This is a genomic window from Nostoc sp. 106C (genome assembly GCF_002154725.1).
Taxonomy (GTDB): Bacteria; Cyanobacteriota; Cyanobacteriia; order Cyanobacteriales; family Nostocaceae; genus Aulosira.
This window is the reverse complement of sequence record NZ_MTAW01000169.1, coordinates 18,623-31,666: the sequence shown is the minus strand read 5'-3', so window position 1 is coordinate 31,666 and position 13,044 is coordinate 18,623. Positions and strand designations below refer to the sequence as shown.

General features: G+C 40.7%; 14 protein-coding genes and 2 tRNA genes. 11 read left to right on the top strand and 5 right to left on the bottom strand.

Translation table 11 applies throughout. The annotated features are described in order from the left end of the window. Positions 1-154 precede the first annotated feature (154 nt). From BV375_RS25490 to BV375_RS25450, 9 genes are all read left to right on the top strand, one after another. Entirely contained in the window at positions 155-649 is a 495-nt protein-coding gene (locus tag BV375_RS25490; RefSeq protein ID WP_086765656.1) for a DUF2243 domain-containing protein, read from the top strand. Positions 650-880: 231 nt separating this feature from the next. Continuing rightward, positions 881-1,489, top strand: a complete 609-nt coding sequence (locus tag BV375_RS25485; protein WP_086765654.1) for a DUF4129 domain-containing protein — start codon at positions 881-883, stop codon at positions 1,487-1,489. Positions 1,490-1,828: 339 nt separating this feature from the next. After that, entirely contained in the window at positions 1,829-2,146 is a 318-nt protein-coding gene (locus BV375_RS25480) for a DUF1778 domain-containing protein (protein WP_086765653.1), read from the top strand. Further along, a complete protein-coding gene (locus tag BV375_RS25475) occupies positions 2,143-2,664 on the top strand; it encodes a GNAT family N-acetyltransferase (protein ID WP_086765652.1) in 522 nt (173 codons plus the stop codon). The genes BV375_RS25480 and BV375_RS25475 overlap by 4 nt, the downstream gene beginning before the upstream one ends. 75 nt (positions 2,665-2,739) lie before the next feature. After that, positions 2,740-3,831, top strand: coding sequence for a DUF4350 domain-containing protein (locus BV375_RS25470; RefSeq protein ID WP_086765650.1), 1,092 nt, complete (start codon positions 2,740-2,742; stop codon positions 3,829-3,831). 60 nt (positions 3,832-3,891) lie between these two features. Beyond that, on the top strand, positions 3,892-4,842 hold the full coding sequence (locus tag BV375_RS25465) for a MoxR family ATPase (RefSeq protein ID WP_086765649.1): 951 nt from the start codon (positions 3,892-3,894) through the stop codon (positions 4,840-4,842). A gap of 36 nt (positions 4,843-4,878) precedes the next feature. Then, positions 4,879-5,556, top strand: coding sequence for a hypothetical protein (locus BV375_RS25460; RefSeq protein ID WP_086765647.1), 678 nt, complete (start codon positions 4,879-4,881; stop codon positions 5,554-5,556). A gap of 115 nt (positions 5,557-5,671) precedes the next feature. Further along, entirely contained in the window at positions 5,672-6,094 is a 423-nt protein-coding gene (locus tag BV375_RS25455) for a CPBP family glutamic-type intramembrane protease (protein ID WP_208099188.1), read from the top strand. A 46-nt stretch (positions 6,095-6,140) separates the two neighbouring features. Further along, entirely contained in the window at positions 6,141-7,463 is a 1,323-nt protein-coding gene (locus tag BV375_RS25450; protein WP_086765644.1) for a DUF58 domain-containing protein, read from the top strand. Here BV375_RS25450 and BV375_RS25445 read toward each other — a convergent pair. Beyond that, positions 7,441-8,307 carry a DUF4114 domain-containing protein gene (locus BV375_RS25445; protein ID WP_086765642.1) on the bottom strand — a complete coding sequence of 289 codons (867 nt, stop codon included), beginning with the start codon at positions 8,305-8,307 and terminating at the stop codon, positions 7,441-7,443. The genes BV375_RS25450 and BV375_RS25445 overlap by 23 nt on opposite strands. 548 nt (positions 8,308-8,855) lie before the next feature. Beyond that, entirely contained in the window at positions 8,856-9,812 is a 957-nt protein-coding gene (locus BV375_RS25440) for a stage II sporulation protein M (RefSeq protein ID WP_086765640.1), read from the bottom strand. A 79-nt stretch (positions 9,813-9,891) separates the two neighbouring features. Between BV375_RS25440 and BV375_RS25435 the strand changes: the two genes are divergently transcribed. Beyond that, positions 9,892-10,746, top strand: a complete 855-nt coding sequence (locus tag BV375_RS25435; protein WP_086765639.1) for a DUF975 domain-containing protein — start codon at positions 9,892-9,894, stop codon at positions 10,744-10,746. 158 nt (positions 10,747-10,904) lie between these two features. Further along, entirely contained in the window at positions 10,905-11,684 is a 780-nt protein-coding gene (locus BV375_RS25430; RefSeq protein ID WP_086765637.1) for an RDD family protein, read from the top strand. Between the two features lie 86 nt (positions 11,685-11,770). On the opposite strand, the gene BV375_RS25425 is transcribed toward BV375_RS25430, so the two are convergent. From BV375_RS25425 to BV375_RS25420, 3 genes are all read right to left on the bottom strand, one after another. Continuing rightward, positions 11,771-12,565: a DUF1868 domain-containing protein gene (locus tag BV375_RS25425; protein WP_208099187.1), complete on the bottom strand. Its 795-nt coding sequence runs from the start codon at positions 12,563-12,565 to the stop codon at positions 11,771-11,773. Between the two features lie 235 nt (positions 12,566-12,800). Further along, positions 12,801-12,883, bottom strand: a tRNA-OTHER gene (locus tag BV375_RS37175). An 87-nt stretch (positions 12,884-12,970) separates the two neighbouring features. Continuing rightward, positions 12,971-13,044 (bottom strand) — tRNA-Ala (locus BV375_RS25420).

Sequence of the window (13,044 nt, the reverse complement as noted above, 5' to 3'; positions counted from 1 at the left end):
ATATCATGCCTGTATATGGTAATTAGCGTCTTCAAGGACTCCCTAACAGGAAATTGTCCACTTTAAATAGAACGCTAGCATTTGCCTCAAGACAGAAGATATTGCTCGCCAAAAAATTCTATGGTGGTAAAAATGCCTGTCTATGAGGTTGAGTATGGAGGCTAAAAGTGAGAGCATTAACCGACCTACACCGCTAATTACTGCTGGAATTTTCCTTGGTTTAGGTCTAGGAGGGTTTATCGATGGCATTGTGCTGCATCAAATTCTCCAATGGCATCATATGTTAAGTAATGTTAGACCGCTAACCAGCACCTCAAATATAGATTTGAACATGGTATGGGACGGGTTATTTCATGCCTTAGATTGGGTGCTGACTGTGGTGGGAATAGCCTTGTTATGGCGGGCTGGCGGGCGTGATGATGTTCCTTGGTCATCACAAACTTTTATCGGGTCTATACTTCTCGGTTTTGGATTGTTCAACGTAGTTGAAGGGCTAATCGATCACCAAATTCTCGGTATCCATCATGTAAAACCAGGGCCAAATCAGTTAGCTTGGGATTTGGGATTTCTCATCTTTGGTGCGCTACTTGTTGTCGTTGGTTGGCTCATGATAAAAAGTAGCAAATACAAAATAGTCAAAGGTCAATAAGCTGTTACGCATTTAAATTGTATATTTCGCGATCAGGTTGTCAAGAGTCCAGTGTCCAGAGTCAAATACTAGCTTGGACTTTGAACTTTTGACCCTGGACAGCCCTAACAGAAGAATATATGATTTAGGCGCTTATCAGCTTAGTCATTTGTCATTAGTTAAAAGGCAATAGGCAAGAATCATCAGTTATTTCCTCCTTGTCCCTCTTTCCGCATCTCCCTATCATCTTCTATGCCCACAGACACCTTTGAAAAAACAAGCTGGGATTGGCAGATTTCTCAGTTACAACAGCAAGTTGGAGAATGGATAGAGTATCAGTTTTCCCGCTTGGAATCAGCGTTACCAGGATTACCGCCCCGTTGGGCAATAAGTCCTTGGCTAGGTGAATTGCTGAAGTTATTGTTTTGGCTTGTACTAGGTGTATTCGTGGTTTGGTTGCTGTGGTTATTGTGGCGAGAATTCAGTCCTTATGTGTATTCTTGGATGAATAGAAGAGGCAATCATACTCCAACTGGCAAAACAACGATTACCAGTGAGTTATCCGTTACTTTGTGGTTGGCGCGATCGCAAGAATTTTACCGTCAGGGTAATTACCGAGAAGCTTGCCGTTGTTTATATCAAGCAATATTGCAGCACTTGCATGATACTGGCGTTGTTCGCCACCAACCCAGCCGCACTGATGGCGAATATTTGCAATTTCTGCGATCGTCTGTAACGCCCATCCAGCCCTATGAAACTTTAATTACTACTCACGAACAATTATGTTTTGGCGATGCTGAGATTTTGCCCGAAAATTATGAGCATTGCCAGCAGGCGTATCGAGAAATTGCAGGGGAGTAGATTTCTTTCAAGGGTAGGTTTTTTAAATCTCGGAAATAATTCTCTATTGTCTAATTGACAGAAATTTTCAAAATATTCTACTAGCGCGACGAAAAATTCCAGTATTTCTACGTAAGTTTACTAAAACTTTACAGATCAAAATCTACCTTGAAATGCAATTTGGCATCTCGGTTCAATGCCAATTAGAACTTAATCCAGGTGAAAAGGGAGTAGGGTTGGGGAGTGGGAATGAGGGGGACAAGGAAGCAGAGGAGAAATAACTAATGACAAATGACCTTTACGTAGTACGTCTTATAGCCGTACTCTAATAGATAGAGAGCAAAAAAAGAGTCACTCATTATGCCCAATAGGCAGAATTCGGAAAGAGCAGAACAAAGACGTAGCAAACCGGAGCGTCTGGAAGCACGCCTTACTAGCGAGCAAAAGGAATTGTTGCAGCGGGCGGCAGATTTGGAAGGCAGAACTCTCACCGATTTTGTGGTGAGTCATGCTCAAGAAGCCGCATTACGAACGATTGAAGAACACACCATCATCAAACTTAGTCGGGAAGATAGTCTGGCGTTTATCAATTCTCTCCTCAATCCTCCTGAAATTCAGCCTGATGAACCACTGGTGCGAGCTATACGCCGTTATAAGGAAAGTATGGGGATAACGTGAGTATCCCGGCTTTTGCGTATACCATTGAGTTGTTGAACTCCCAGCATAATCGGGCAGATTTCCAAAGTGGAATCGAAGCCCTTAATCGTTATTTACGAGAACAGGCAAGTCAGGATTTGCGGCGTTATGTAGCAACACCGTTTGTGCTGTATGATATCGACGCAGACCGGATAGCAGGCTACTACACACTAGCAGCCACATCAATTCAAGTAGAAGACTTGCCGACAGCAATAAGAGCGAGGCTGCCGAAGTATCCGCTTGTGCCAGCAACATTGCTAGGTCGGCTTGCTATTGATGAACGCTATCAGAGGCAAGGGTTAGGGGCATTCTTGCTTGTAGATGCGCTGCGGCGCAGCCTGATGAGTGAAATCGCATCAATAGCGGTAGTAGTAGATGCAAAAGATGATCGGGCGCGGGCTTTTTATGAACATCATGGATTTGCACCGCTTCCTGGGCAGCTGCGACGGCTGTACCTGCCGATGGCGATTGTTGCCCGACAGTTCAGTTCGGACGTATAAATAATCTTGGCTAGCAGTTCTTTACTGGATTACTATCTACAATATCCATAAATTCAGTATAAAGCTGTACATTAAATGAAGCGTTCAAACCGCTTGGCTTGGCTGGGAGCGATCGCTCTGGCGGTCATCATTTTAGTAAGCTTGATAGCGGCTCCCAAAAACACCACAATCAGTAATGGTTCCACCTATAACCGTGCTGCGGATGGCTATGGTGCTTGGTATGCTTTTATGCAAGAGCAAGGAACTTCAATCAAGCGCTGGCAAAAGCCTTGGGATGATATCAAAGCACAGAAAAGCCCAGTTACCTTGCTACAAGTGAACAGCAATCTCAATCCACCAGTTGTAAATCCAGAAAAACGCGCATGGATAGAAAAAGGTAATAACTTGGTAATTTTGGGCGTGCGTTACCAAACAACGGCAGCAGACTTTAACACTATGCAAAAATCGCCCTTTGGCGATGTTAAGATTGCTACAGGCAGACGCTACCAGAAAGCTAATAAAGAAGAAGTTTCTTTAGGCGATCGCTTTGGTGCTGTAGTTTGGCAGGAAAAGTATGGCAAAGGAAAAGTTATTTTTTCGACAACTCCCTATTTAGCAGCCAATGCTTATCAAGATTATTTAAGTAATTTTAAATTTCTTGCAGATTTAGTCAGCAAACAAAATAACGCCATCTTTGTTGATGAATACATTCATGGCTATAAAGATGCTGATGTGCGAAAAAAAGAAGGTAAAGACGACTTATTTAGTTATTTTGCTCATCAACCCTTAATTGCGGCTTTATTGCAGATAGCTGTCTTGCTACTAGTCCTAATTTGGGCGAAAAATCGCCGCTTTGGTAAACCACTAGCTTTAGAGACACCTGTTTTAGATAACAGCGAAGCATATATCCAAGCTTTGGCAGGAGTCTTACAAAAAGCTGAATGCAGCGATTTTGTTGTAGAGATGGTAGGTAAAGAAGAACAACTACAACTACAAAAGGCTTTAGGATTAGGTGAAATTTTACTAGAACCCCAAGCTTTGATTGATATCTGGGTTGAGAAAACAGGTAGTAATTCTGTTGAACTAGCTACACTTTTAAAGCGGCGATCGCAAAAACGACCTATGAGTGAACGAGAACTGTTAAGCTGGTTGGGGCAATGGCGAACTATAAAAAAAATCCCAAATTAAGTTTTTGAGATTTTCGATCTCGCTAATTTGCGACTTTGCGTAAATATTTTGTAACCCAATATGAGCGAAATCCATTCTATTTTAATTCGTCTTGGGAAAGGGCTTAACCAAATAATTGTAGGACAATCCAGCCTTGTACAACAGCTACTAGTAGCTCTGCTAGCAGGTGGGCACATAATTTTAGAAGGAGTACCAGGAACTGGTAAAACACTTTTAGTAAAAGTGTTGGCACAATTAATTAAAGCAGAGTTTCGCCGGATTCAATTAACACCAGATGTATTACCATCAGATATTACTGGTACAAATATTTTTGATTTGAATAGTCGCAGTTTTACTTTAAAAAAAGGTCCAGTTTTTACTGAAGTATTACTAGCAGATGAAATTAACCGCACTCCCCCTAAAACACAAGCGGCTCTGTTAGAAGCAATGGAAGAAATGCAGGTAACTCTAGATGGTGAAAGTTTGCCCTTGCCAGAATTATTTTGGGTAATTGCCACACAAAATCCTCTAGAATTTGAGGGCACTTATCCCTTACCAGAAGCGCAACTAGATAGGTTTTTATTCAAATTAGCCGTAGATTATCCCGATCAAGCTGCGGAAAAGCAAATGTTACTCAATCGTCAGGCAGGTTTTGCTGCGCGACGTGGGGATATTGATCGTCTCAAACCCATAGCAACAGTAAACGAAATTTTGCAGGCGCGGCAAGCAGTCAAAGAAGTTAAGGTATCTGAAGCAATTATTGATTATCTTCTCGCGTTGGTAAAAACATCACGCCAACATCCCGAATTAGCTTTGGGTGCATCGCCACGCGCAGCTGGTGCTTGGTTGCAGACATCTCAAGCAGCTGCATGGTTAGCAGGAAGGAATTTTGTGACGCCAGATGATATTAAAGCCGTTGCATCGCCATTGCTGCGTCATCGCCTAATTCTCAAACCAGAAGCAATGCTGGATGGTTTACAAATTGATGCAGTAATTGCGTCGGTAATCAATCAAGTTTCAGTTCCTCGATGAAGGATGAGGATAAATAAGTAAATACAAGACAGCCTTATGAATGAAAGAAAACTACAGAATCGGCGTTATCTAATTTTGATTTCTGGAGCTATTGTGAGTATTTTAATTATTTTAACTATTGTTTTAATTACCAGACAAAAAACTGCTCAAAATCAAGCTGTAAATCAATGTATTTCTTCACCCTTACCAGCACCTTCGCCATTAAGAGTGCCATCCCCTAAGCCATCGCCTTTTTTAGGAAGTAATTATCCTGTAAATAAAGAAACTTTAGAAAACTTGAAACGCGATATTTGTAAAAATCTTATTGGGAAATATGAAGCTTCCAGTAATTTAAATTGGTACTGGAATCTGCTCATCTTGTTTGGAACTTTAATGACAACTTTAATTGTTTCAGTAATAGATGATGTCAAAATCAGAGCTTTTTTAGGAGGTTTTGCTGCTAGTTTAGTCTCTATTCGATCTGTAATTCCAGTGGATCGATGGTCTACTTTTCATCAAAGTTTAGCAGCTGATGGTCGAGCTTTGCTAATTAGGCTCAATTATAGCGTCACTGAACCTGCTGAATTTCAAGAGGTTGTTAGGCAATATGAAAAGGCAATTTTACGCGCAGGTGAAGAATCGCCTCTTGTCAGTCCTAGCTCAAATTTAAATGTTAGTCCAAACCCCTCAAATACTGAATTAAGTCCCCAGCCAAATGCGAAACAATCTGAATAGGTTACTCAATTTAAAGATAATACATCGTCTGAAGAAAGCAATAACAACAATTCCTGCTCCTAGTTTTTGGTTGAACACAGTAGTAAGATTATTATTATTTTATACAGTAATTTCTTTGCCATTTGGTCTATATCTGGGGTTTCTAAAGTTTGGTTTTGGGCAATTTAAAATAGAAGAAAGTATTAAAATTTTAGCAATTTGCTTATTTACACCAGCAATCACAGAGGAGTTATTTTTTCGAGTTTTACTACTGCCTCATGTCACAGAAGATGTTTCAAGAAATAAAAAATGGCTGTGGGGAGGTATAAGTTTAGTAATTTTTATCGTTTACCATCCTCTAAATGCTTTAACAGCATATCCCGCTGGATTCCCAACATTTATGAATCCAGTTTTCTTATTACAGGCAGCATTTTTAGGAATTGTTTGTACTATTGCTTATTTCCAAAGTGGCTCTCTATGGCCCTCAGTTGTGATGCATTGGGTAATTGTAGTAGTCTGGCTACTATTCTTTGGTGGCTATGAAAAACTAAATACATAAAAATATAAAATTTATAGAAATAAAATTATTCTTAATACTTTGAACAATGGTTCCAGCAAATAGAGTCTATTTATTATTAGTTATCGGAATTGCGATCGCCCCGATTTTAGCCATGTTTTTCGGTATTCCGGCAAGCATTGCGATCGCACTTTTATTTGATACCCTCATCTTCGCATTGATGATTGTCGATGGTTTGCGGGTGAGACGCGATCGCGTGCAAATTACTCGCGAAATCCCATCGAGATTGTCTATTGGTCGAGATAACCCAGTTGTACTAACGGTAAAATCGGGGAATGCCAATGCTGCCATTCAAATCCGTGACTACTACCCCACAGGCTTTGGTGTTTCTACATCGAAACTAAGTACTACTGTAGCGATGAACAGTACTCAGAAATTGACATATACAGTTCACCCAACACAGCGAGGAGAATTTTCTTGGGGAAAAATTCAGGTGCGACAGATGGGTTTATGGGAATTAGCTTGGGATGATTGGCAGATTCCTCAAAATCAGGAAGTGAAAGTTTATCCAGATTTAGTAGGGTTGCGATCGCTTTCAATTCGTTTAGCACTACAATCATCTGGATCGATCCGTCAACGCCGCATGGGTATTGGTACAGAGTTTGCCGAACTGCGTAACTATCGCACTGGTGATGATTTACGCTTGATTGATTGGAAAGCTACTGCCCGTCGAGTCGGGGCCTATGGCAATACAGCACCATTGGTAAGGGTTTTAGAACCAGAACAAGAGCAAACTTTGGTGATTTTGCTCGATCGCGGAAGGTTAATGACAGCAAAAGTGCAGGGATTGCAGCGATTTGACTGGGGGTTAAATGCAACTTTGTCCTTAGCTTTAGCAGGATTACACCGAGGCGATCGCGTCGGAGTCGGTGTATTTGACCGCCAAATGCATACATGGATTCCTCCCGAACGCGGTCAAAATCATCTTACGCAATTAATTGATCGGCTGACTCCCATTCAACCAGTATTGCTGGAATCTGATTATTTAGGAGCAGTAACCAATTTTGTCCAGCAGCAAAGTCGCCGGGCACTAGTAGTATTAATTACCGACATAGTTGATGTCACCGCCTCCACCGAACTCCTCGCCGCCCTTTCTCGACTAGTGCCCCGTTACCTGCCATTTTGCGTCACACTCCGAGATCCACAAGTTGATCGTCGAGCATATACCTTTACTGAAGATGTGACAAATACTTATGTCCGGGCAGTAGCTTTAGATTTATTAGCACAGCGACAAGTTGCATTTGCCCAATTAAAACAAAAAGGAGTGTTGGTGCTTGATGCACCAGCACATCAAATTACAGATCATTTGGTTGAACGATATTTGCAACTCAAAGCGCGGAATCAACTTTAACAACTGAAACCTTACGGCGACGACGAGTTGTAAAAAAGCCTAGTGCACCAATACCAAATAATGCCATAGTTGCAGAAGGTTCTGGTACAGGAGTAATACCAGCAACATAACGGGCGTTGTCTTTACCAATATCGATGGCGAACACTGTATCGTTATAGTCTTTGTCACCACCTCCCCATAAGTCTTCAAAACCGAATACGAGGAAGTCTTTATAGTAATAAGCAACAGCGTGCTGCAAACCATCTGGGTTTAAAGCTGTATTTAAACTCCAAACACCTGCGACTGTATTTCCATTTTTATCTGTACCAGAGATACCACCATTAATATCATTGGCACGCAACAAGAAGTCCAATTTCGTACCAGCACTCATGGAGCCTATATTCGCCCAGTCACCCACGTTCAAAGGTTTGTCAGGTGCAACTTTATTTGCTAACGGGTCATTGGGATTTGGACAAAATTTACTAAAATTGGCGATTGTATCTGTCGTACTACAAGAAGTATCACCAAAGATTTTACCTGAAGCTACTGTAGAGCCAGTCGCAGTAAAATCTAGGCGGTTGCGATATCCTCCAGCTGTTTCGCCGATAAAGAAGACGTTTACATCATGAGCAAATTTAAGTTCTAATTTAGAAAGATCTACTTGTTTTGCCTGAATTGTTTCAGGACTTAAAGTGTTACCTTCTTCACCAACAAAAGCTCGAAAATCTTGGATGATATTTTTGAATTCATCTGGAGCTTGGTCTCGACTTTTGATATCAAACGCACTTGCAGAAGCATTCCCAGATAAAATACTACCTCCTAAAGTAACAGCAGCAAGGAAAGTAGTAAAAAGTTTATTTCTCATAAATTTTTGAGGACTGTAGCTAACTAGAAAGTTTTTACATAATTAATTCATATTTGAAATTTTATGAGTTTGTCCAGCTTATGTTCAAAGATTCATTGTTATTTTGTAATTCAATTCATACATTAGTATTTTTTCGATCGTCTAAGTATTATTACAATTTATAGAAGAATATATGTTGCTTAATTTTTATTGTGGTTAATCCTGAAGTTATCAATTTCTTTAATTAAAAATTAAATATTTATATAATATAATTTTTATTAATGTCAAGTTACTGTCAATAGTATTATTTTCTTCTTAGGTATTCACAGAGCGCTTTTGAATCCCAACAATACTAAATTTGGCAATTTGGAATAACTCTTTTCCACTCAGCCTGATACAGTACTTTTACGTAAGTGATAGTTTACTTGATAAGTTCTCTGAGTTGAATTAATTTAAAACAGCTATCACTGCTTCATGTTTGTAATAAATAGGATCTCAACTTTTATTTGCAAGCTTATCTGAACTGTATTGCTCGATAAAACAATTCCTAATTTAGGCTAAGTAATAGCCTAAAAGGAGTGCTTGCGCCTACAGTACACAACCAAAAGTACAAATAATCCCATACCAGCAAGATACTTGAAAGGGTCTGGAATACTGGGATTAGGAGAGAAAAAACCTTCGATAGTACCAGCAAGTATCAACATTGGCACAATCCCAAATACTAACTGCACCGCCTGGGAACCATGAAATTTCAGTGCATCACGACGACGGTATTCACCAGGAAATAATATTGCTTTTGCTAATAATAATCCTGCACCACCAGCAAAAAAGATAGCAGGTAATTCTAGGGAACCATGCGGAAACACAAATGCCCAAAACGGATAGGCAAGATGATTTTGACCTACCAAAGTGCCAATAGCACCAATCAATAAACCATTAAATAACATTAAATATGTTGTGTATGCTCCAGCTGTCATCCCACCAGCAACAGCCCCAAAAGAAACTGACAAATTATTAATCATAATACTGCTGGATGCTAGAGGTTCAATGCCGACAATTGATCCCATCCACAATTTATGATCATCTCGCACTCGTGAAATCAAGCTTTCGGGTACAATCAGCGACATAAAGCTTGGATCTTGCCAGGTGTACCACCAAGCAACTAATGCCCCCAACAAGAATAAGGATGTAGCAGCAGCGATGTATGCGAATGTTTGCTGTACTACAGCTGGTAACCCCCATCTGTAGAATTCCACCACAGCTTGCCATTCTTGTCGACGTGAACCTTGATAAATCTGCGTATAGGCGCGAGTTGTTAAAGATTGTAAACTGTGTATCAAAGTATTGCCAACTTTTTGAGTACGGGCACGTGCCAGATCTGCTGCCACTGAACGATATAAACTCGCTAATTCGCGAATTTCCAATGCCCGCAGTGACTTTAATCCTTTTTTTTCTGCCTGCCGTAACAGGGTATCCAAACGCTGCCAATTTATTTCCCGTCGTGCTATCCAACGTTGAATATTCATAAATTTTGGGAGGATTGGGTTGAGTGTACTTTAAGATAGCCTCAATTCATCTCCGTACTCGCAAGGAAAATTTAACATCATGTCTGGTGATTTTGGTTCTCCCAGCCCCATGCAACCCCTTAGTGTTGGAAATGTCGTGAGTGCAGGAATACGATTGTATCGTTCTCACCTTAAGGAATACTTTTTACTGGCTCTGAGAGCTTATCTTTGGATACTAGTTCCAGTGTATGGGTGGGCAAAGTTTTATGCCTTGACAGCACTGATTTCTCGCTTAGCTTTTGGAGATTTGGTCGATCAACCAGAAAGCATTGCTGCTGGTGAACGTTATGTCAATTCACGATTATGGCAGTTTTTACTGACGATGCTGTTAATGTTAATTGTAGGTATGGGAGTTATCTTTGGTGTTGGGTTTGTATTTGTCTTAGTTGGAGTTTTAGCGGCTGTAGTAGTGGGTGGGATAGGTCAACAAGCAAATCCTGCTGCTACTGTGCTTGTTGGTTTAATCACTTTTATTTTAGGTGTGGCAGCATTTGTGGCGGTTTTATGGCTGTTGACACGTTTTTATTTAGTGGAGGTGCCGCTTGCGATTGAAGATAATGTTGATGCCACCTCAACCATCGGTCGTAGCTGGGAGTTAACTCAAGGTTACGTGTGGCGGATTTTGTTGATCGGGTTTGTGGCTTTTTTAATCGCAATACCCATTCAAATTTTGGTTCAAATTCTAATCACTATTATTCAGTTAATCTTCACACCTTTGATGCAACAGGGTTCTAGTTTTGCGGCTGTGCTGTTTTTCTTATTGGTCTTGGGTTTAAGTTTTGCTAGTGGGGCTGTTATTGCTCCATTTTGGCAAACAATCAAAGCTGTTATTTACTATGACCTGCGGAGTCGTCGTGAAGGCTTAGGTTTGAAGTTACGCGATCGCGAAATTTAAATTCTAGTACTGCTGAAGTCAAGGGTGAAAACACAAGGGGTATCTTTCATTAGTCATTTATTACTTGTTTTCCTGCCCTTGTCCTTTTTTTATAGATTTTGGATTGATGAATGTAGTTGATTATAACCGTTTTCTAATGAGCGAATTTGAATTAGTTTATGCACCTTTTTAATCGTGTTAAATTCCGTACCCCAGAAAGTGTAGAGCTAGAATTTACCCTTGCAGGAATTGGTAATCGCGCTTGGGCTTTGATAATTGATTATCACATTTTAGCCCTAATTTTAGTGGGATTTTATATTATTTTTTGGGTCATTTTAGTACAACTGTCAGATTTTTGGGTAACAGTTTTCGGCTCGACTTTAGCTTTGTGGATGATGGCGATCGCATTCCTCATCACGTTTGCAATTTATGCAGGTTATTTCGTATTTTTTGAAACTCTATGGCAAGGGCAAACCTTTGGTAAACGCTTTGCTAAAATTCGCGTTGTAAGAGATGATGGCAGACCAATTGGATTACAACAAGCTGCTTTACGTGGTCTGTTACGTCCCATTGACGAGTTTTTGTTTATCGGCGCTTTTTTAATTATGTTGGGTCGTCAAGAAAAGCGCTTAGGTGATTTTGCAGCAGGTACAATTGTCATTCAAGACCAAATACCCATTGGTTCAGCAACTTTAACTATCTCAGAACAAGCAAAGTCACTCCATGAGGAACTGAGCCGAATTGCTGATTTATCACCATTGTTACCAGACGATTTTGCAGTAATCCGAGAATATTTACAAAGGCGTAGTGGAATGTCAGCTAGGGCAAGAGCCTCACTATCATCAAAGTTAGCCCAACAGATTCAAGCTATTGTTAACTTAGAGCAAATACCTGCTGGTGTTGCATCTGATGTATTTTTAGAAGCTATTTATCTGGCTTATAAACAGACAGAATATTAAATATGAAGTCTAAATGATTAAAGAATTTATGCTAAATCAATAGTCAAAAGTCTAGAGGATGATGACTCATGACTATTGATTAATGACTATTGACTAAAAACTAAACTCGGCCAGTCGCTCTGACGATAATAGCGTGTCATGTCGTCAAATTTTCTTAGTTCAATGCGATCTACTAAAAATCCTGGTGAATCTAGCGGCCATTGTTGATTCACTTCAGAAAGCATATTACTAAGATTTGTACGGTCTAGTTCGGGTGAAATTTCTCCAAAATAACCTAAGGTAATGTGGGCAGTGAAGTGATAATGCTGTTCAATACCCAAAGCCATTAACTGAGGATTTTGATAAACAATGCGGCGAAATTTAATCACCTGTTCGTAGGAACTTTCATCCTGCGGTACTAAACAAACTCCTATAGCTCTTGGCATGACTATCAATCCCAGTACTTGCCAATGTATAGGTTGATTATCGGTTGCGATCGCTTTTTGATAGTCCTGAAATATTTCAGCCAAGCAAGAACGTAATTGCTGTTCAAATTCGGGGTTTTTCTCGCAGACGTCACGGTAAGCACTATCCCAAATCAAGTCTGCTAACGTCAAATGAAAGCTAGTATCTGGTACAGGCACAATCAAATCACTGTTGGCAGATAACTGCAACAATTGTTGTTGATAACTTTGTAACTGGGTATATAAAGCAGAGTTTTCTGTTGCTTCTACCGCAGGTGGAGTAATTAGCGAGTAGCCGGGAAATGGTACTGCTTGCCTCAACCCAGAATCTGGCTGAAATTTAGAAGACTCCTGAATATGCTGGACTTGGGATCTGTAAGCTTCTGGTAGCATCATTCGTGCTACCCGATTCAAGTAAGTTTGATAATTGTCGTCCAATCTCGTTGGCCTCGCGCTCTCACTGGATAGATTTTAGCTGAATAGGCGGGAAGCCTCGCACTCCTTCTGTAAGGGTGATCTGATAAATGAGAGTTTGTGAAATTTATCTTATCAAACAGACTTTACCAAAAACTGAGAGAAAGCGATCGCATTTGGTAATCCACCAGGGAGGTACTGCCCCTCCTATATCTGTGTTATCAGCACAGCGCCTCACTTTTCGGCTTCTGGTGGAAGGCGGAAGATGGAGGAATCGAACCCCTAGGTATTACCCTACCCCGGTTTTCAAGACCGGTTGCCGACCATTCAGCGGCATCTTCCATTCAGGGGTGTCTGAGGAGGCTTGAACTCCCTAATGACTGGTTCCACAAACCAGCGCCGCGACCACTTTGGCTTCAGACACCACAGTGGAGCCAAGGGGATTTGAACCCCTAACCTTCCGCTTGCAAGGCGGATGCTCTAGCCAGTTGAGCTATGGTCCC

Bases quoted from the DNA above. Each gene is read 5' to 3' on its own strand.
- BV375_RS25490 (WP_086765656.1), top strand. From the start codon at position 155: ATGGAGGCTAAAAGTGAGAGCATTAACCGACCTACACCGCTAATTACT.
- BV375_RS25485 (WP_086765654.1), top strand. From the start codon at position 881: ATGCCCACAGACACCTTTGAAAAAACAAGCTGGGATTGGCAGATTTCT.
- BV375_RS25480 (WP_086765653.1), top strand. From the start codon at position 1,829: ATGCCCAATAGGCAGAATTCGGAAAGAGCAGAACAAAGACGTAGCAAA.
- BV375_RS25470 (WP_086765650.1), top strand. From the start codon at position 2,740: ATGAAGCGTTCAAACCGCTTGGCTTGGCTGGGAGCGATCGCTCTGGCG.
- BV375_RS25465 (WP_086765649.1), top strand. From the start codon at position 3,892: ATGAGCGAAATCCATTCTATTTTAATTCGTCTTGGGAAAGGGCTTAAC.
- BV375_RS25460 (WP_086765647.1), top strand. From the start codon at position 4,879: ATGAATGAAAGAAAACTACAGAATCGGCGTTATCTAATTTTGATTTCT.
- BV375_RS25450 (WP_086765644.1), top strand. From the start codon at position 6,141: ATGGTTCCAGCAAATAGAGTCTATTTATTATTAGTTATCGGAATTGCG.
- BV375_RS25445 (WP_086765642.1), bottom strand. From the start codon at position 8,307: ATGAGAAATAAACTTTTTACTACTTTCCTTGCTGCTGTTACTTTAGGA.
- BV375_RS25440 (WP_086765640.1), bottom strand. From the start codon at position 9,812: ATGAATATTCAACGTTGGATAGCACGACGGGAAATAAATTGGCAGCGT.
- BV375_RS25435 (WP_086765639.1), top strand. From the start codon at position 9,892: ATGTCTGGTGATTTTGGTTCTCCCAGCCCCATGCAACCCCTTAGTGTT.
- BV375_RS25430 (WP_086765637.1), top strand. From the start codon at position 10,905: ATGCACCTTTTTAATCGTGTTAAATTCCGTACCCCAGAAAGTGTAGAG.